Below are 18,283 nucleotides of genomic sequence, written 5' to 3'. Positions count from 1 at the left end.
CAATAGTAGGACTTACGCAAAATTGTCCCAGCAAGGCGCGGCGACGAAGACAGTACTTTATTAGTACGGCAAGGAGCCGCAACGTAGCTGGGGCGGTTTTGCGTAAGTCAAAATTAATTCACGATGTGATAGCCGCCATCAACATACAAGGTCTGCCCTGTCATGCCGGATGAAGCATCACTGACCAGGAACGCAGCCAGTCGACCTATCTCATCGAGTGTCACCAGCCTGCCCAGAGGGGAACGGGCAACCGCTTTCTGCATCAGTACATCAAAGTCTTGCAGGCCAGAAGCTGCACGGGTAGGCACAGGGCCTGGGGATATCGCGTGTACCCGTATTCCTGCCGGACCAAGTTCAGTCGCCAGATAGCGCACTGTTGATTCCAGTGCTGCCTTGACTGGCCCCATGATGCCATAGTGGGCAACGGCTTCGTCTGCCCCCAGATAGGTCATGGTCATGATGCTGGCACTCTTGCTTAAATGCGGTTCGCATAGCCGGGCGAGACGGGCGAATGAATGGCATGAGACATTCATGGCACGTAAGAAGCCTGCACTGGAACTGTCAATCACGCGGCCATGCAAATCATCCAAAGGCGCCCAGGCAATAGAGTGGATAACAAAATCCAGTTCCCCCAGTTCCTGCACTGCCGCGTCAACCAGTGCTTCCAGCGAGCCCTCCTGCTCCACATCACATACGACGAGCGTAGATTCCAGCGCTGTCGCCAGGGGTGCAACAAATTGCTGTGCCTTGGCATTCACGCAGGACAAGACTGTTTTTACGCCCAGTTGCCGCATCATGGCCGCACAACCATAGGCAATACTGTGTTCATTGGCCAGACCTATAATCAGGCCGCGCTTGCCTTGCAATGAAAATGTAGAACTTGCAGCAGTCATCTTTTTTACCCATCTCGATTGAACTTGAACCAGGTGTTTGCCTGCTCTATACATCAGGAAAACTGTTTTTTGAAACGCACTATCGTCGTCAAACTCACCAGTACGGCTATCAGCAATATGCCTGAAAACATGGGCCACAATACGCTGAAACCCGCCCCTTTCATCAAAATACCGTAACTGGCATTGATGTAGTAATACAGTGGTGATACATACATGCCCAGTCGCATGATGGTGGGCATGGCTTCAGGAGGTGTCCATGCGCCCGACAAAAACATCATGGGGGCGATAATAAGTATCACCATCATGCCTGCCTGCGCCATATTGCGCGTCATGGTAGCGATCAATATGCCTATGCCAGCCAGGGTACCGACATACAAGGTAGTCAGTGCAAAGAACAATAACAAGCTGCCCGCGACCGGCACCGCAAAGACCGGCACCAGGATGCCGAATAGCCCAAGAGCGGTACCACCCAGGATCACCGCTACCATCGCGACTATCTTGGGTATCATGATCTGTAGCGGTGACAGAGGTGATACAAGCAACTGCTCTATGGTGCCACGTTCTTTCTCCCTGACCATGGCGGCTGCAGGCAGCAATAGCGAAAACAGGGTAATTACATTCAATAATTCTGAAATACCCATGAACCAGGCATCGTTCTGGTTAGGGTTAAACCAGACCCGGGTCTGGTTATTGATCAGTGGTGCATCCACAGCCCCTCCTACCCCGCCAACGCCACCAATTCCAACACCATAACGCTGCGCGGTCTGCTCCAGGCCATAGCGGGCAACGATTTGGCTTGCATCCACGGCTGCCAGAAAGCCCTGCACAGAATTGGAGGCATCAATCTGCATCTGTACAGATGCCGTGTCGCCACGCGCCAATTTGTCCGAAAAGCCTGGCGGTATATCCAGCACCGCCATGGCTTTGCCATCATCCAGCAATTGTTGGCCCTGGCTGGCATGCGTGATGGCACCTGCCCAGCGAAACTCAGGTGACATAAAGCGCCCTGCCAGTTCGCGTGATGCCGCGCTGCGGTCCAGATCAAACAATACTAAGGCCGCATTATTTAACTGGAATGACACACCAGAAGCAGCATTATAAATATCAGCAGAAAATGCATACAGGACAAACACCAGCAAGATGGGGTCACGCATGAGTTGCAATAATTCTTTCCAGGTCATGGCCTGCAAGCGGCTCCACCAGATACGATCGAACAAACTACTCATTTCATCATACTCCGCATCAATTTTTTGGCCGCTTGGAAAATCCAAGAAATCCTGCTGTAAACAAGGCTATGGCATACAAAGCCAGGATCAACATGTCTTGCCACAATGCCGCAATACCAACCCCCTTGAGAAAGCTACCCATGGCGATCTCTGCGTAATACATGCCGGGCAAGGCATGAGCAATGACAGACGCAATGGCAGACAGCGAAGGGATAGGAATGATCATGCCTGAATAAAGTACTGCAGGTACCACCGTCACAATGGCCGTGCCTACCATGGCTGCCACCTGGGTATTGACCATTACTGATACCAGCAAACCTATGCCGGTGGTGCAAATCACATACAGCATGGTGGATATCAAAAAAAATAGCGGATCACCCTTGAATGGCGCACCAAACAGTAGCAGGGCAAACGCGGTCAGTGCACAGGCATTGACGATGGAAATCCCTACATAGGGCAGTAATTTGCCTATCAGGTATTCACCACGTGACAAGGTGGATGAATAGACGTTATAGATGGCACCGGATTCCTTCTCCCTGACTACCCCCAAGGCAGTCAGAAATGGTGGTGACAGCATGAGGATGACCATGATGAGTTTGGGCGCTATCGACCAGATGCTCTTGACTTCCTGGTTATACAGATAGCGTGTCTCCAGCTTGACCGATTGCATGCTGCTGCGCAAAGTCTCTTGCCCTATGCCTGTCAACGCAGAAAAATGGGCCGACAAATTATCGAGGTTCATGGCGGCGTTGATAGCCGTAACATAGCCCTTTGCGGTTAAAGCACGGAACGGGAAAGTACCGTCTATCCAGGTTTGCACCGTCGTTGCCTGGCCTGATTTCAAACGGGTGCCAAAATCGGGCGGGATAATGATGACTGCCCGCAAGCTGTTATCGATCAGCAGTTTTTCTACCTCCTGCTCCCTGTGCGCATAACCCTGGAAAGAAAAATAACGCGAGTCACTGAAGTGATGTGCATAGTCACGGGAACTGACAGACTGGTCATAATCCACAATCGCCAAGGGAATGTTTTCCACATCCAGCGACAGGCCATAGCCAAACAGCAGCATCAATAGGGATGGCACGACAAAAGCCAGGACAAAAAACAGGCGGTCGCGCACGATCTCGCGCCATTCCTTATACGCCACTACGCTGATACGCCGTAGATTCATGCTTGCTCTCCCCTGGCTTTGGCATCTTCTGCTTCCAGTCTGGTGACGATGTGGACAAAGACATCTTCCATGCTCAAACGCTTTTGCTGGAATTGCATGTCAGGTGTCTGCAGAAGTGCATGAAGACGAGGCAAATCCTGTTCAGGTTCCGGCAGCATCACGTGGATGCGTGAACCGAACAATGCAGCACTGAAAAAACCATTCTTGTGCAAAATTTCCAGCATGGCCTGCGCCTGATTGGCATCCCCCGCTGTCTTCAATTCATACAATTTGCCAGCCTGCGCCTCCACGTCTGCCTTCAATTGATCTGGCGACGCATCTGCGACTATGCGTCCGGCGTACATGAGGGCGATATGGTCACAATGTTCTGCCTCTGACATATAGTGGGTAGTGACCAGGATGGTGACGTTTTCTTCGCGCGCAAGTCTGAAGAGGACTTCCCAAAAGGCACGACGCCCCAAAGGGTCCACACCTGAGGTAGGCTCGTCAAGGAACAGCACTTGCGGCCTGTGTATCAGTGCACAGCCCAGTGCCAGACGCTGGCGCAAGCCCATGGGCAGGCTGGCTGCCAGTGCACTTCCGAAGGGACGCAAGCCTGCCATATCCAGTATCCAGTCCATACGGGCTGCTGTTTCCAGTCTGGTCAGACCATAGATACCTGCATACAGGCGTATGTTTTCCAGCACTGAAAGATCAAGGTAAAGGGAAAACGCCTGCGACATATAACCTATGCGTTCACGTATCTGCCGACCGGCGTCCCGCATGTCAGCCCCCGCCACCCTGCCTTTGCCGCTGCTGGGGCTGAGTATGCCAGTCAGCATCTTGATGACCGTGCTTTTACCTGCACCATTCGCACCCAGCAAACCGAAAATCTCGCCTTGCGGTACACGAAAGCTCAGATCATCTACTGCCTTGAAAGCACCAAAAATACGCGAGAGATTTTCTGCCTCTATCGCCATGCCTTGATCGGCATGGCGTTGGGCAGGTAGATCAGTGGAGTCAGGATTTTTCTGAGCTGCTTTGCTGGTCAATAACTTTTTTTTCCGCAGAAGCGCGATAAAGACATCTTCCAGTTCTGGCTCCAGCACCTCGCTGTGACTGATAAGGACATCAGGTACACATAGCTGCACTTGTGCACAGGCCTTGCCTGCATCGGTCTCATCGACGAATACGCGTATATCTTGCCCCAATACTTCCATCTGAGGGAATTGCTGGCCGAGTTGATGGACAGCAGCTATCTGTTGCTCCGCCTTGCTGCATACAATGCTGACCACAGAGCCTGCCGCCAGGGTCTTGATTTGCTCAGGCTCGCCTGACGCCAATATCTTGCCTGCATGCATGAGCGACACGCGGTGAAAACGGCTGGCTTCATCCATATAAGCGGTGGACACCAGTGCTGTGATGCCTTTTTCCTTCAGCAGGCGCGCGAGAATGCTCCAGAACTCGCGACGGGATACCGGGTCAACACCTGTGGTTGGTTCATCCAGTATCACCAGTTGCGGCTCATGGATAAGGGTGCAAACCAGCCCCAGTTTTTGCTTCATGCCGCCAGAAAGGTTTTTCATGGGACGGTCACGGAATCTTTCCAGCCTGGTGCTGCGCAGCAGGGCTTCCTTGCGCTCGCTTAGTTCAGCCTTGCTTAGCAGCCGCAAACCTCCGAAGTAATCGATGTTTTCTTCTACCGACAGGTCGCCATACAGATTCTGCCCCAGCCCCTGGGGCATGAGGCCTATCCTGTCCTTGATCAATTCACTGCTTTTTTCAGAATTGATCAGTGTGCCAAATACCTGCAGGTCGCCAGAGTCGTGGGCCAGCACGCCTGCGACAGATTTCAGCAAGCTGCTCTTGCCCGCGCCATCAGGACCAATCAGGCCATAGATTTCGCCAGCTTCAACCCGCAAGTCTATGCCATCCATGGCAATCGAGTTGCCGTAGGATTTCATCAGTGCGCGTGCGAGGACGACTGGCGTGAAAATCGTCGCGGTTGGCTGCATTTGTTTCATTATCGCGGGCATTTATTTCCAGCGTGGCTTTTGCCAGGCTTGCTCATCTTTCCAGCGTATGACGGCGTCTGCCGGTAGGCCAGGTGTCAGTTTGTGCTCGGGATTTTTTTCTATACTGAGCTTGACCGCATACACCAGTTTGACCCGCTCATCGGTGGTCTGCACCTCCTTGGGTGTAAATTCGGCTCTCGTGGCGATATAGCTGACCTTCGCTTCATAGAACTGCTCACCCTGCGAATCCACGTAAATACGTGCAGGCAAGCCCAGGCGTAATTGACCAATTCTTGATTCGGCTACATAGACCTTCAGGTACAAATGATCAAGATCGACCATCTCCAGGATGGACCCGCCAGGCATGACAACTTCACCTGGCTCACGCAGGCGTGTCAGCACCACACCAGAACCTGGTGATTTGATGAGCAGATCGGCGAGTACGGAACTGGCTTCTGTCACCGCAGCATCTGCCCTGTCGTGCTGGGCTTTTAAAGCTGCAATATCCTGTTGCCTTGCCTTGACCTTGTCGTTACCCAGTTGCGCCTGCGAGAGCCCTTGCCTGGCACGATTCACTGCTTCTTGCGCAGCCTTGACATCTGACTGTGCCACCTGCCAAGCCAGGTCAGCCTGCTCGTACCTATGCTTTTCGATCACACCACGCTCAAACAAGTCCTTGTGGCGTTGTGCATCAAGTCTGGCTTGCTGTTCGACTGCCATGGCCTTGGCATAAGCAGCCTGTGCCTGGCTGACTGTTGCATCTGCCAGGTTAATACCCAGAGGCACCTCTTTTTGAGCCACGTCGAGGGCACCTTGCGCCGCACGGACTTGTGCCTCAGTTGCATTGGCAGCCTGGCGGGCCTGCTCGACCTTGGCCTGGACACTGTCATCTTCGAGTTGTGCAATGACGGTACCGGCCTTGACGCTATCCCCCTCCCTGGCAAACACCTTGCTGATGCGGCCAGGGTATTTGGCAGCGGCAACGATGCGGTCGCCCTCAATGCGGCCATTGGCAACGATCAGGCCTTCTGGCATCTTGCGTGACTGTGCCAGATAATAAAAATAGCCACCAGCGATGAGCACGGCAGCAACGCCGAGTAAGGCCGGGCCCAGCAATTTGGATTTATTTTCCATCATTTTTCCTGGATACTGATAGGTAATATGAAATACGTCGCTTACAATTTGCCTGAGGCATGCAGCAATTGCAGGCGTGCGAATTCATGGTCATAGAGTGCGTTATCGCGATTGGAGAGTGCCTGCAAGCGGCGTGCCTCTGCATCAAGTACATCACTGTTTGGTGCCAGCCCTGAGCGGTAGCGCTCGCGTGCCAGCGACAGTGTTTCTTCGGCCTGTTCTACCGCCTTTTCCACCAGTTGCATGCGCGCCCTGGCCTCTTGTTGCGTAAGCCAGGATTGCCGTACCTGCAAGGCGATGCGCTCTCGGGTGTCTGCTTCCATTTCACTAATCGCCCGTGCGTTGGCAGAAAGCTGTGAAGCCTGATGACGTATCAATCCACCGTCAAACAAATCCCATTTCATCACCACGCCTACATACCAGCCCTTGTCCTCAGCCAGATAACGGTTTTCCAGCTTGCTATAACCGGCCGTGACGCCTATCTGCGGCAAGTGTCCGGCGGCAACGCTATTGGCCTGTTTTTTATAGGCCAGGCTCTGGCTGGATAACTCCTGTAATTCCTTGCGATCATTGTTCGCAGACTGCAAAAGAGCAGGCAAATCTGCCATGGCTGGCTCTTTGCTAAAACCGGCGATATCCTGTATCTCGACCGCTCTTTCATACTCGCGCCCCAACCAGCGATTCAATGCTGCGCGTGCCAGCTCCAGTGCATTGCTTGCCTGCAGCCCCAGTTGACGGGCATTTGCCATCGCCACCTGGGTCGCCAGCAAATCGTGTTTGGCGACATAGCCTTTGTCAAAGAGTGCCTGTACATCATCTACATGCTTGCTGACAGCAGCTATATGGCTGTTACTGACATTGACCGCATGCTCGGCCCGCAATACGGCTATATAGCTTTGCGCAATCGCCAGCTTGAGATCGCTGCGGGTAAGCTGGGTACGTGCCAGCGTAGCCTCGGATTGCGCCTGTGCAGCCTCAACGCCGGAAGAGATTTTGCCGCTGGTATATAAAGGTGCAGAAATACTAAGGCCACCGAAATAGGCCGAATCCTGCGCAAACGGCAGCGTAGTACCTTTCAGCATGGGCAGCGCCGGTATATTCACTTTGGCTGCAGGTTCGCTTTCGGTACGCATATAGCCGCTCTCCAGGCTCAGCTTAGGCAGGTAATTGGCTTGCGCAGAAGCCAGTTGATGTTGCGCCGACTGTTCTTTTTGCTGCGAAGCAGCAAGCACATGATTACGCTGCAAAGCGATGCCCCAGACTTGCTCAAGGTTCTCAGCTGCCAGGACAGGGGAACCCATGAGCAAAAGTTTGATGCACATCAAACTTTGTGCAAAAGCCTTGATCTTCCTTACGTTTTCACCTGGCTTTGGCACTACTGCGCAAGTATCCATCAGCCAGTTCACAGGCGCTATTTGTGCATATCTACAGAGAGAAAAAGGTCTGAACAGGGTCATCATGAATTCGCCAAAAGAGAGTATCCTCAGTGTATTGCTGCATTTGCACAATGCAATTGATTCTAATCAATTCAATAGAACGACATGTTTGCCAGAATAGGCTCACATCAACGAGGATGCACCAATGAAAACTGATTACAGCCCAGCAGTCACTCAACGAAAAACGGAGCCAAAGACCGGACATCAAGACCCTGCCCGTCCGCTTTGTTATCTCGGTGACGATGAGGCTGAAGTACACCCTCTGGACATGGCCTTGCAAAACCATATTGCCAAATTAACCGGCGGCATCTCACCTGCCAGCGTGGCTCTGGCCTGGATGGATTGGGGTATGCATCTCGCCGTATCTCCAGGCAAACAGTTGGAACTGGGTAATCTGCTGCAAAAACAAATCGCAAGTTGGCCGCAACTACTGGCACCGGCACTGACAGGCAAACCCGCAGAGACCGAAGAAAGTGCAGCCACTGATACCCGTTTTGCCTATGAAGGCTGGGCCAACTGGCCTTTCAATGCCATGAGCCAGTGCTTCCTGCAAAGGCAGGCGTTCTGGCAGGTCGCCACCAAGGGCGTGCGCGGCGTCACTGCGCATCATGAAAATGTCGTCAACTTCATGTCCAGGCAATTGCTGGACATGATAGCCCCCTCGAATTTCCCTTTGCTCAATCCTGAAGTTATCGCCAACACCCAGGCGACGGGCGGCAAGAATCTGATGACTGGTGCGGCGCACTGGATGCAGGATAATGGGCTGGAATTCCAGCTACCAGGTGCTGAAGCCGGGGAGCATAGGACTGCGCAACTGGCATATCAGCCTGGCCGAGATGTCGCTGTCACTGAGGGCAAGGTGGTATTTCGCAATCACCTGATAGAGCTCATACAATATGCTCCACAGACAGCCAAGGTGTATGCAGAACCTGTCCTGATCGTACCTTCGTGGATCATGAAATACTACATCCTCGATTTGTCACCACATAATTCCATGGTGCGTTTCCTGGTCAACCAGGGTCATACTGTTTTCATGATTTCCTGGAAAAATCCTGGTAAGGAAGACCGTGGTCTGGGCATGCAAGATTACCTTGATAGCGGGCTGTTTGCAGCGCTGGAAGAAGTGGGTAAGTTGACCCAACACAAGGCTGTACATACTGTTGGTTACTGCCTCGGTGGCACCCTGCTAGGCATCGCTGCTGCCGCACTGGCCAGTGACCATGCCAAAGAATATAACCAGCATTTGCCGGCTGTGCAGACAGTAAATTTGCTGGCTGCACAAACTGATTTCAGCGAGCCGGGCGAACTTGGCCTGTTCATTGACGAAAGCCAGATTGCCATGCTGGATGCACAAATGTGGGAACAAGGCTATCTGACAGGCGAACAGATGACGGGCTCATTTCAGTTACTGAATTCACGTGACCTGATATGGTCAAAAATCATGCGTGAATATCAATTGGGTACACGTAACTCACCGAATGATTTGATGTCCTGGAATGCCGATACCACCCGCATGCCTTATCGCATGCATAGTGAATATTTAAAACACCTGTTCCTGCACAATGATCTGGCAGAAGGCCGCTATGAGGTGCATGGCCATGCCGTGGCATTGAATAATATACGCGCCCCCATGTACGTGGTTGGTACAGCCCGCGACCATGTTTCGCCGTGGCGTTCTGTCTATAAAATCCATGTACTGACAGATGCACCTATCGATTTTGTGCTGGCATCTGGTGGCCACAATGCAGGCATAGTTTCAGAACCTGGCCACGCAAACCGCAGCTTTCAGCACTTGCCATCTGACCAACGCGGCCAGTCTTTCCAGCAAGCTGAAGACTGGCTCAAGGTGGCAGCAACAGAGACAGGCTCATGGTGGACACATTGGCAAGCCTGGCTCGCCAGGCATTCCAGCAGCATGCAAATCAAGGCAAGAGTGGTAGCCGATAAGGAGCTGGATGTTGCGCCGGGTAGTTATGTATTTGAAAAATAAGCTTAAATAAGCGCATTTGGAACTTGCTGTAATACCATAAGGAGTAAAATATTTTCTTGATATAGCGAATCTCAAGCTAGGAAAAGATCGCAGTGATAATATTAAAAAAAGCACATCGGAAAAGAAGGTTTTTCCTGAGTGCCATTCCCTCACTGTTTTTCACTGCAGGCTGGGCAGCGGAACCGCGCAAACTCGTCTTGCTGATCGCAGAATCGAATGCCACCAATACTCCGCAAGTGCCTTACAACCCCATATTTCAGCAAGCCGTGGGCTATGTGGAGAAGGAATTGCATCTGCAATTCGAATATAGGCGCTACCCCTGGAAACGCTTATTACAAAGCCTGAATGAGGGCGAAGGACTGGCTTTTGGTTTGTCAAAAACCAGGGAGCGTGCACAAACCCTGCATTTTTCCTTGCCCGCTTTTGCTACCCATGTCTGGCTGGTGGTCAGGAGTGATCAAGCTTTTGAGTTTTCCCGCCTCGCGGACTTGCAGGGCAAGACCGTGGGCATGGTACGCGGCTCTACCTATGGCGATGAATTTGACAAGGCAAAATCCGAGCTATTGCTGATAGAAGAAGATTTGTATTCACTTCCCTCGCGCCTGAAAAAATTATTGAGCAGGCGCACTGATGTCATGCTATTCAGTCACCATGACCCTGACCCGCGCAAGGTTGAGGCCATGCTTAATAAAGTCATGCCCGACATAGCGCCTGACACCCCCATGCCGCCCGGTATTTCATTCAAGGTACTTGATCGCTTTTTGTCCGTAGATTACATCCACTTTGCGATACTGGCATCCAGGGACGATGGCATCATAGAGCAAATCGACAAGGCGATCAGGAAAGGACAGCACGATGGCTCTTTGTCAGCCGTCAATTTGACAAAGAAATAAAGCACTGTCAGTGCTTTACTCTATGGTCTTTTCCATCTCCTGCCGATACAATTTGACCTGATCTCGCCCACCTGCCTTGGCAGCATACATGGCGATATCAGCCTTCTTGGCTAATTCGATTTCTGTTGCCCCATGATCGGGATAGATGGCAACACCTATACTTGCCGATACGGAGTGTTCATTGCCTGCAATGGCAAACATCTGTCCGAGTGCTGCACGTATTTTTTCCGCCAGCGAACAGGCACTTTGCTCATCACTGACATTCAAAGTCAGCGCCACAAACTCATCGCCGCCTATACGCCCTACCGTATCAGAATCGCGCAGGCAATTCTTCATCCGTTCAGCTGCCTGCTGCAATAGAATATCGCCCACTGCATGCCCATAGGTATCATTCACAGGCTTGAAGCGATCCAGATCTATATACATGAGCGCCAGGCGGGTATTGTTTCTCTTGGCCAGCGCCAGTCCCTGCGCCAAGCGCTCAAAGAACAAAGTGCGATTTGGCAAATGCGTCAGACTGTCGTGATGCGCCAGATAGGCAAGTTTGTCATTGACCTCTTTACGTTCACTGACATCCACCTTGACAGCGACATAATGACGGGTCTTGCCCTTGCTATCCTTGACAGGGGCAATGTGCGCCTCCTCCCAGTATGCCTCCCCGTCTTTGCGGCGATTAATCAGCTCCCCCGTCCAGACATCACCACGCAAGAGTTGCGCCCACATAGCCTGATAGGTTTCAGCAGGTACTTGGCCAGATTGCAGGATATTCGGCTTTTTACCTATCACTTCTTCAGCAGAATAACCTGTCTCCAAACTAAAGTGTGGATTGACATATTCGATCACACTATCGGCGTCAGTGATGATGACCGATGTCGGACTGTGCTCTATGGCAGAAGAAAGGAGATTGAGTCTTAATTCATTTCTTTTTAATTCATCCAGGCTGTATGCCAGTTTGTGATTTACCTTGAAAATATACAGTGCCACGCCACCAACTATACTGACAAAAAACAGGATGAGCATGCCCCAAAAATAAAACCAGCGTAAATTCACGTCAGGATTTGCTTCATACAAAAAATCGTCCAATGGGAAATTGGCTGGCAGCATACCAAGTTCTGCATAAGTATCTGCTATATGACGCCAGCGCCCTGGATTCATATACCCTATCGCTATCAGTTCACGGCTCAGCAAATAGCTGGTTTGTGCTGCTTCATAGTGGAAGAATTCCTTGTTGTGCTGCCCGGCATCTGCGCCTCTATAGCGCTGCAATATCATATCGATGATTTCTTCCTGATGATTCATCGCGTATTCCCAACCACGCAAACTGGCAGCACGAAATGCTTTTACACGTTCAGGATGAGCATGAATCTCGCTCTCGCTGGTGAACAGATTATCGCCATAAAAATCAATACCGGCAGCGCGTGGGGTGTAGATGTTATATGCAACGCCTGCCTGCCCCAGACGAAATGGTTCATTGGTCAAGTATGCAGAAATAACGTCGACTTTACCCTGCACCAAATCATCAAGATTGAAGCTATGCTCAATTTGTTGCAATTGTTCGAAAGGCACATTTTCGCGCTTGAGATAGGCAAGCAATTCCTGCGACTGGGGCTCCAGCATCATGCGCTTGCCCTTGAGCTCATGCACAGTCTGCGCATCCGTCTCTTTTCTGGATATCAAGATCAAAGGGGAATGCTGGAATATGACAGCCAGGGCCACTACAGGTTTGCCTGCTTTGCGGGCAAGTATCAGGCTGCTGGTACCAACGCCATATTCTGCCTTGCCAGTAACGACCAAATCAATGACGTCCAAGCCTGGCTGGGCGGGCAAGATATCAACGTCAAGACCAGCTTCCCTGTAATAACCCAGCTCTTTTGCTGCGTAGTACCCGGCGAACTGAAACGCATGCGTCCACTTGAGCTGCAGATGTACTTTGTCAACAGCCAAACTGGCCGGCGCGAGCAGGAGTTGCATGCATAAGCATGTCAGGCTAAGCCACAACTTTCCATGCTTGGTCATAAGTGAAATGTGAAAGTAATATCAATAATCCAGGCAATTTATACCAAGCAGCTTAGTGCGTATGCATAGCAGGTGCAAGCATGCTCTTGCCATTGACGGGGCAATAACTTGTTTCCATCTTACAATAACTGGCAATGTCAATTGCGGCTTTACACAATCATTTACAGTCGCAATCGTTTGCGAATGCGGCTCAAGGCCTCAGGCGTAACACCGAGGTAACGGGCGATATCACGCAATTGTAATTGTTCTGCCATGTCGGGATGGGTTTTCAAGAATGACAGATATCTGTCTTCTGGCGTCATGGTCAGCAACTCGCGTTCTCTTTGCTCTTTTCTGACTATATGTTGTTCTAGCAGCTGTCGTATGGCTTTTTGCCAGGGCGGGTATTGCTCACACAATGCGCGTATGGGTGCATAGTCAACTTGTTCGAGCACGCATTCATCAATAGCGGTGGCAAAATAATCCGTGACCAGCCCGGATATCAAGACATTTGGACAAGCAAAGAAATCCCCTGGACCAATAAAAGATTTGATCCACTCCACGCCATCAATTCCCAGGTAAGTCAGCTTCACAATGCCACTGATAACTACAAAGACATAGGGTTGCCGTTCACCAGCCGCGAACACCAGTTCCCCCTTGTGGAAGCGCAATTTTTTCGTGAAAGGACGCAGGACATCCCATCCAGGTAAGGCCGTGCCTGCGGCCTGCTCCATTAAACGTCTGGTATGGGTCATGACTCAGCGGACAAAGGCAAACGTGTGGATGTCAAGATAGCCTGTAAGGGTTGCCATACCATTTGGCTATCGAGCTTGTTCATGCAGTCGTGATGCACTAATGGACATTCTCTTTGCCGGCAAGGCGCACAAGCCAGGCGCAGTGACAGGGAATGGGCTATATCAGAAAATGGCGGGGCATGATCGGGATCTGTCGGACCATAGATGGCGATGACGGGCCGGTTGAATGCCGAGGCAATGTGCAACAAACCAGAATCATTTGACACCATGACATTGCTGGCGGCGATCAATGCCAGCGCCTGATCCAGCCTGGTCTTGCCAGCAAACTGATGTACCGTTGGACAGGCTGCCGCAATCTGCTGGCACACCTCAATATCCTTGGGAGACCCCAGCAAAACGATTTGTGCATCAGGATGCGCTTGCAGGATGGTTTTTGCCAGTTCTGCAAAGTGACCAACAGGCCAGCGCTTGGCATTACCAAATTCTGCGCCGGGGGCAAAGCAGATCAAGGGCTGCAGCGCCGACAAACCCATCTCCTGCAAGACTATGCCTATCTGTGCAGTCGTCATTTGCAAGCATGGTTTGGGAAAATTCTGTGTAAGATCAGCTACAGGTTCACCTGCCAGTGCTGCATAAAACGCCACCATGGCGCGCGGCACGGGCTTGCTGTCATGATGCATGACGTTAATCAGGCCGTAACGGCTTTCGCCCTTGTAGCCTACCCGTTTTTTGATACCTGCCATCCAGGGCAGCAATGCAAATTTCAGGGTATTTGGTAAAACATAAGCTGCTGCATAGCCACGCTGACGCAATATCTGCGCATAGCGCCAGCGTTCACGCAATTGCAGTGAGCCATGCTTGAATGGTGTTTCCAGTACTGTGTCCACCTCCACCATGGCGCGCAAAACCGGAGCCACCCAGGCGGGTGCCAGTACATCGATCGCAGCTTGCGGATGATCGCGTTTCAGTAACTGTAGTAAAGGCTGGGCCATGACGGCATCACCTATCCAGTTGGGTGCAATGACGAGGATACGGTTTGCAGGACTTTGCACAACGACACTCATCTTGGCATGCGCCCCATGAGGAAGAACTCGTCATTCGGGCGCATGGAAATCACATTTGCCATGCGATTCGATAATCCAAAGAATGCGGTAATGGCAGCGATATCCCAGATGTCCTCATCATCAAAACCATGGCTATGCAATGCCGCATAGTCTGCCTCATTGACGCTTTGCGAATCCAGGCAAACCTTGATGGCGAAATCCAGCATGGCGCTTTGGCGGGGCGTGATATCAGCCTTCAAATGATTGACGGCGACCTGGTCAGCCACCAGGGTATTTTTGGCATAGATGCGCAAGATGGCACCGTGGGCCACCACACAATACAGGCAATTGTTTTTGGCGCTGCTGACAGTGACGATCATTTCTCGTTCTGCCTTGCTCAGATTGCCCGTTGTCTTGAGCATCAAAGCATCATGATAGGCAAAGAAGGCACGGAATTCATCTGGCCTGTGTGCCAGCGTCAGGAATACATTCGGCACAAAACCGGCTTTTTCCTGCACCGCCAATACCTTCTCCCGTATATCCTCAGGCAAGTCTTTTATTTCTGGAACAGGGAAACGGGAAATCGCAGTAGTCATGGCTTCTCCTTTATCAATCAAGCAGCAAACTGCAAACGATGCAGGTTGGCATAAGTGCCGCCATTATCGAGTAATTCTGCATGCGTACCCATCTCTATGATCTTGCCATCGACCAGCACGGCAATACGACTGGCGCGCTCAATTGTTGATAAGCGATGGGCAATCACCAGCGTGGTGCGACCCAGCATCAGCTCATCCAAGGCAGCTTGTACGGCACGTTCAGATTCACTGTCGAGTGCTGAGGTAGCTTCATCCAGGATGAGGATAGGCGCATTTTTGTAGATGGCGCGGGCAATCGCCAGACGTTGCCTTTGCCCACCGGACAGGCGCATGCCATTGTCACCTATTATGGTATTCAAACCTTCAGGCAAATCGCGCACGACATCGCTGAGGTGCGCGGCCTGCACTGCTGCTGCCACACGGGCAGGATCGGGATTGGAATCACCATAGGCTATATTCGACACCAGGGTGTCATCAAACAAGACCACATTCTGGCTGACCATGGCGATTTGTTCACGCAGGCTGGATAAGGAAATGTCTTGCAAGGAAATGCCATCAAGCAGGATGTCGCCAGAATCTGGCGTGTAAAAACGTGGCACCAGATTCACCAGCGAAGTCTTGCCACCACCGGACATGCCAACCAGGGCGATGGTTTCGCCGGGTGCGATGCTGAGGTTGATGTCTTTCAAGGCTTCCTGCTCTTGTCCCGGATAAGAGAAGCTGGTGTGTACAAATTCCAGCTTGCCTTGCGCGCGTGCTGGCAAGGCTGTGCCGCTATCAGTTTCTGGTGAGGTATCAATCAGGGCAAAAACGGATTCTGCTGCTGCCATGCCACGCTGCATGGGTCCATTCAAGTCTGCCAAACGTTTCAAGGGTGTCAGCAATAACATCATGAGGGCGACAAATTCTATAAAAGTCCCTGCCGTAGTGGCGTCTTGTGCTGCCTGTGACACTGCAAACATGATAACGACAGCCACCGCAATCGCTGCCGCCAGTTGTGTCAGCGGCGTAGTGGATGCCACAGCAATCGTCGTGCGCATGGCATAGCCACGCAATTTCTCATTCTTGGCTTCAAACCTGTCCTGCTCATATTTCTGACCACCGAAAATCCGTATCACCTGGCTGGCGCGGGTAGCTTCTTCTATGACCTGAGTCAGTTCATTGCTGACATCGAGCTGGCTTTGGTTAAGCTTGCGCAAGCGTTTGCTGACACCGCGTACCAGATAGGCCATGACGGGCATCATGACCAGGGCAATGATGGTCAGCTTCCAGTTACTCCACAATAAGGCAGCCAGTAAAACGACCACGGTCAATGAATCACGAAACAGCGTAGTCATAGACACCTTGAGCATCTCAACGATTTGCTGCGCCTCAAACATGATGGTGTTGATGATGCGACCACTGGATTCACTCTGGTAAAAACTGATAGGCACATTCAGGATGCGGTCAAATACCCTGGCACGCAATTGGTTTAGCAGCCTGGTGGAGATCCAGGTCATGAGGTAACTGGTGGTGAAGGTACAAATACCTCGCAACAAAAAAATCCCTATGATGGCGGTTGGCACCATCCATAAGGCCAGGTTTTTTGCATTGCCATGAAAACCATGATCCAGGATATAGCGCAACACTTTGGGGAACATGACTTCGGTCGAAGCCGTACCCAGCATGGTCAGCAAGGCCCACCATACCCTTGAACGGTAAGGCGTGATGGCCAGCCACAAGCGGCGAAACACATCGATGGTTTCTTTATTGATCAAACTCATAGTATGAAATTCATATCCTGTCTTGGCACAAGCCCGTTAAGCTGGCTTGCACATAAATAATCTATCTGTGGTGCGACTAATTTTTATTGCGCATGCCCGCCAGCGGTATCGCCAACAAAATCATGAAAGCCATGCCAAACACGCCGTCGCGCAATATCGCATTAAACATGCCACCCAGCATCATGGCGATAGTCAGCATCAACAAGGGCATGGCCATTTCCCTGGTATTGAGGTTTTCATGTACAGACATGCGAAAAGCGATCCAGAACTGTGCCCCCCAGATAACCAGCAGAGCCAGCAAACCCACCACACCCAACTCAGTCAGATATAAAAGATAGTCATTGTGCGGCGTGGTCATGGTGGCACTGCTGAGACCTTTGGCTTCTTGCTGGTAGAGATGCATCCAGGTAGCGATACCATGCCCTGTCCATGGTTCTTCAGCAATGATGTCACTGGTAATCTTGTAGATTTCCAGACGCATGCCATCTTCATTGACTTTGCGGCCCTGGGAAAAATCGCGCAATTGATGGACAGTACACAGGCCACGCAATTTGAAAATCTCCCATGGACTGGCTTGCACCAGGCGCACTTCACAAGTCGCTGGTGGTGGCAGGCTCAAGGCATATTTCCAGGTACCACCCACTGCGGCCAGCAAGATCAGCGGCAATACCACAGTGCGCCAGGACCAACCCAGCTTGCGCAAAACCAGTACGCCACACAAGATGAAAAACAGCAGACTGGCCGTCCTGGTCTTTGCCAGCAAAATCAGGGCAGCTGCCACATACACCAGGGCCAGCACTCGCCATAACAAATGATCTTTGTGTCTGCGCAATTCATGCAACATCCAGGCTGCAGCCACCGCCATCAATATGCCCAGCAAGATGGATTTATTACCTTCATAAATCACATAGCTGCGAAACAGGGTATTGGCAGGCAAAAGGTGCAGGAAATTCGCCACAAACAGCGTCGAGGCCAACATCGCACCAGCAAAAAATACCTGCATGGCACGTCTTTGCCATGGCCCTGAAGTGACACTCAGGAAGGGCAAGAGAAATAAATAAGTCTGGTAATGCCAAAAGCCTGGCCAGAATTCCTTATGTATTTCTGCCGGCACATCCTGCATGGCAGCCAACACCATGCTCACCAGGCTAAGCCCCAATATGGGCAAGAGCATGGGACTATGCCTGACCCTGTGTATGCGTTTCAGGTAACTGCCGGATACCAGCAAGCTGATATAAAACAGCAATACCCCACCGTACATGAGGCCCACCGGAAAAAACAGGGTCAGCGGCAAGACTGTCAATATTTGCTGTGGCAGGTTTTGGCGCCAGCCAGTCAAGGGCTCCATTTGCGTGGAGTCGCTCTCTGCTGGCGATGCAATCGCTATATCCATG

The 18,283-nt window shown here is 51.5% G+C and carries 14 protein-coding genes; 2 read left to right on the top strand and 12 right to left on the bottom strand.

What is annotated here, in order from left to right; all coding sequences use genetic code 11:
• Nucleotides 1–113: 113 nt before the first annotated feature.
• Genes fabI through ACO0LC_RS02730 form a run of 6 tightly spaced genes read right to left on the bottom strand, consistent with a single transcriptional unit; the run spans nucleotide 114 to nucleotide 7,719 of the window.
• Nucleotides 114–893, bottom strand: a complete 780-nt coding sequence (fabI, locus tag ACO0LC_RS02755; protein ID WP_423000397.1) for an enoyl-ACP reductase FabI — start codon at nucleotides 891–893, stop codon at nucleotides 114–116.
• A gap of 53 nt (nucleotides 894–946) precedes the next feature.
• Nucleotides 947–2,119 (bottom strand): ABC transporter permease, encoded by a 1,173-nt coding sequence (locus tag ACO0LC_RS02750; RefSeq protein WP_423000395.1) that lies wholly within the window; start codon nucleotides 2,117–2,119, stop codon nucleotides 947–949.
• Nucleotides 2,120–2,135: 16 nt separating this feature from the next.
• Complete coding sequence (locus ACO0LC_RS02745; RefSeq protein WP_423000393.1) at nucleotides 2,136–3,290, bottom strand: ABC transporter permease; 1,155 nt, start codon at nucleotides 3,288–3,290, stop codon at nucleotides 2,136–2,138.
• Entirely contained in the window at nucleotides 3,287–5,293 is a 2,007-nt protein-coding gene (locus tag ACO0LC_RS02740; protein WP_423000391.1) for an ATP-binding cassette domain-containing protein, read from the bottom strand. Before ACO0LC_RS02740 ends, ACO0LC_RS02745 begins: the two co-directional genes overlap by 4 nt.
• A gap of 12 nt (nucleotides 5,294–5,305) precedes the next feature.
• Nucleotides 5,306–6,418 (bottom strand): HlyD family secretion protein, encoded by a 1,113-nt coding sequence (locus ACO0LC_RS02735; protein WP_423000389.1) that lies wholly within the window; start codon nucleotides 6,416–6,418, stop codon nucleotides 5,306–5,308.
• Nucleotides 6,419–6,459: 41 nt separating this feature from the next.
• Nucleotides 6,460–7,719 carry a TolC family protein gene (locus ACO0LC_RS02730; protein WP_423000387.1) on the bottom strand — a complete coding sequence of 420 codons (1,260 nt, stop codon included), beginning with the start codon at nucleotides 7,717–7,719 and terminating at the stop codon, nucleotides 6,460–6,462.
• Nucleotides 7,720–7,999: 280 nt separating this feature from the next.
• On the opposite strand from ACO0LC_RS02730, the gene ACO0LC_RS02725 reads away from it, so the two are divergent.
• Both ACO0LC_RS02725 and ACO0LC_RS02720 read left to right on the top strand, forming a co-directional pair.
• The gene (locus tag ACO0LC_RS02725; protein ID WP_423000385.1) at nucleotides 8,000–9,844 is read left to right on the top strand and encodes a PHA/PHB synthase family protein; all 1,845 of its coding nucleotides are present in this window, start codon (nucleotides 8,000–8,002) and stop codon (nucleotides 9,842–9,844) included.
• A gap of 92 nt (nucleotides 9,845–9,936) precedes the next feature.
• Nucleotides 9,937–10,737 (top strand): substrate-binding periplasmic protein, encoded by an 801-nt coding sequence (locus tag ACO0LC_RS02720; protein WP_423000383.1) that lies wholly within the window; start codon nucleotides 9,937–9,939, stop codon nucleotides 10,735–10,737.
• A 15-nt stretch (nucleotides 10,738–10,752) separates the two neighbouring features.
• Here ACO0LC_RS02720 and ACO0LC_RS02715 read toward each other — a convergent pair whose 3' ends face one another.
• From ACO0LC_RS02715 to ACO0LC_RS02690, 6 genes are all read right to left on the bottom strand, one after another.
• Nucleotides 10,753–12,708 (bottom strand): ABC transporter substrate-binding protein, encoded by a 1,956-nt coding sequence (locus ACO0LC_RS02715; RefSeq protein ID WP_423000381.1) that lies wholly within the window; start codon nucleotides 12,706–12,708, stop codon nucleotides 10,753–10,755.
• Between the two features lie 206 nt (nucleotides 12,709–12,914).
• Nucleotides 12,915–13,487 carry a Crp/Fnr family transcriptional regulator gene (locus tag ACO0LC_RS02710; RefSeq protein WP_423000379.1) on the bottom strand — a complete coding sequence of 191 codons (573 nt, stop codon included), beginning with the start codon at nucleotides 13,485–13,487 and terminating at the stop codon, nucleotides 12,915–12,917.
• Nucleotides 13,484–14,539, bottom strand: coding sequence for a lipopolysaccharide heptosyltransferase II (gene waaF / locus ACO0LC_RS02705; RefSeq protein ID WP_423000377.1), 1,056 nt, complete (start codon nucleotides 14,537–14,539; stop codon nucleotides 13,484–13,486). The genes ACO0LC_RS02710 and waaF overlap by 4 nt, the downstream gene beginning before the upstream one ends.
• Nucleotides 14,540–14,547: 8 nt before the next feature.
• A complete protein-coding gene (locus tag ACO0LC_RS02700) occupies nucleotides 14,548–15,126 on the bottom strand; it encodes a peroxidase-related enzyme (RefSeq protein ID WP_423000375.1) in 579 nt (192 codons plus the stop codon).
• A gap of 17 nt (nucleotides 15,127–15,143) precedes the next feature.
• Nucleotides 15,144–16,889, bottom strand: coding sequence for a lipid A export permease/ATP-binding protein MsbA (gene msbA / locus ACO0LC_RS02695; RefSeq protein ID WP_423000373.1), 1,746 nt, complete (start codon nucleotides 16,887–16,889; stop codon nucleotides 15,144–15,146).
• A 76-nt stretch (nucleotides 16,890–16,965) separates the two neighbouring features.
• On the bottom strand, nucleotides 16,966–18,282 hold the full coding sequence (locus tag ACO0LC_RS02690) for an O-antigen ligase family protein (RefSeq protein WP_423000371.1): 1,317 nt from the start codon (nucleotides 18,280–18,282) through the stop codon (nucleotides 16,966–16,968).
• Nucleotide 18,283 lies beyond the last annotated feature (1 nt).

The sequence above is a fragment of the Undibacterium sp. JH2W genome (assembly GCF_049340425.1).
Lineage (GTDB): Bacteria > Pseudomonadota > Gammaproteobacteria > Burkholderiales > Burkholderiaceae_D > Undibacterium.
This window is presented reverse-complemented; position numbering and strand designations above follow the sequence as displayed.

Bases quoted from the DNA above. Each gene is read 5' to 3' on its own strand.
- fabI (WP_423000397.1), bottom strand. From the start codon at position 893: ATGACTGCTGCAAGTTCTACATTTTCATTGCAAGGCAAGCGCGGCCTG.
- ACO0LC_RS02750 (WP_423000395.1), bottom strand. From the start codon at position 2,119: ATGAGTAGTTTGTTCGATCGTATCTGGTGGAGCCGCTTGCAGGCCATG.
- ACO0LC_RS02745 (WP_423000393.1), bottom strand. From the start codon at position 3,290: ATGAATCTACGGCGTATCAGCGTAGTGGCGTATAAGGAATGGCGCGAG.
- ACO0LC_RS02740 (WP_423000391.1), bottom strand. From the start codon at position 5,293: ATGAAACAAATGCAGCCAACCGCGACGATTTTCACGCCAGTCGTCCTC.
- ACO0LC_RS02735 (WP_423000389.1), bottom strand. From the start codon at position 6,418: ATGGAAAATAAATCCAAATTGCTGGGCCCGGCCTTACTCGGCGTTGCT.
- ACO0LC_RS02730 (WP_423000387.1), bottom strand. From the start codon at position 7,719: ATGGGTTCCCCTGTCCTGGCAGCTGAGAACCTTGAGCAAGTCTGGGGC.
- ACO0LC_RS02725 (WP_423000385.1), top strand. From the start codon at position 8,000: ATGAAAACTGATTACAGCCCAGCAGTCACTCAACGAAAAACGGAGCCA.
- ACO0LC_RS02715 (WP_423000381.1), bottom strand. From the start codon at position 12,708: ATGCAACTCCTGCTCGCGCCGGCCAGTTTGGCTGTTGACAAAGTACAT.
- ACO0LC_RS02710 (WP_423000379.1), bottom strand. From the start codon at position 13,487: ATGACCCATACCAGACGTTTAATGGAGCAGGCCGCAGGCACGGCCTTA.
- ACO0LC_RS02700 (WP_423000375.1), bottom strand. From the start codon at position 15,126: ATGACTACTGCGATTTCCCGTTTCCCTGTTCCAGAAATAAAAGACTTG.
- msbA (WP_423000373.1), bottom strand. From the start codon at position 16,889: ATGAGTTTGATCAATAAAGAAACCATCGATGTGTTTCGCCGCTTGTGG.
- ACO0LC_RS02690 (WP_423000371.1), bottom strand. From the start codon at position 18,282: ATGGATATAGCGATTGCATCGCCAGCAGAGAGCGACTCCACGCAAATG.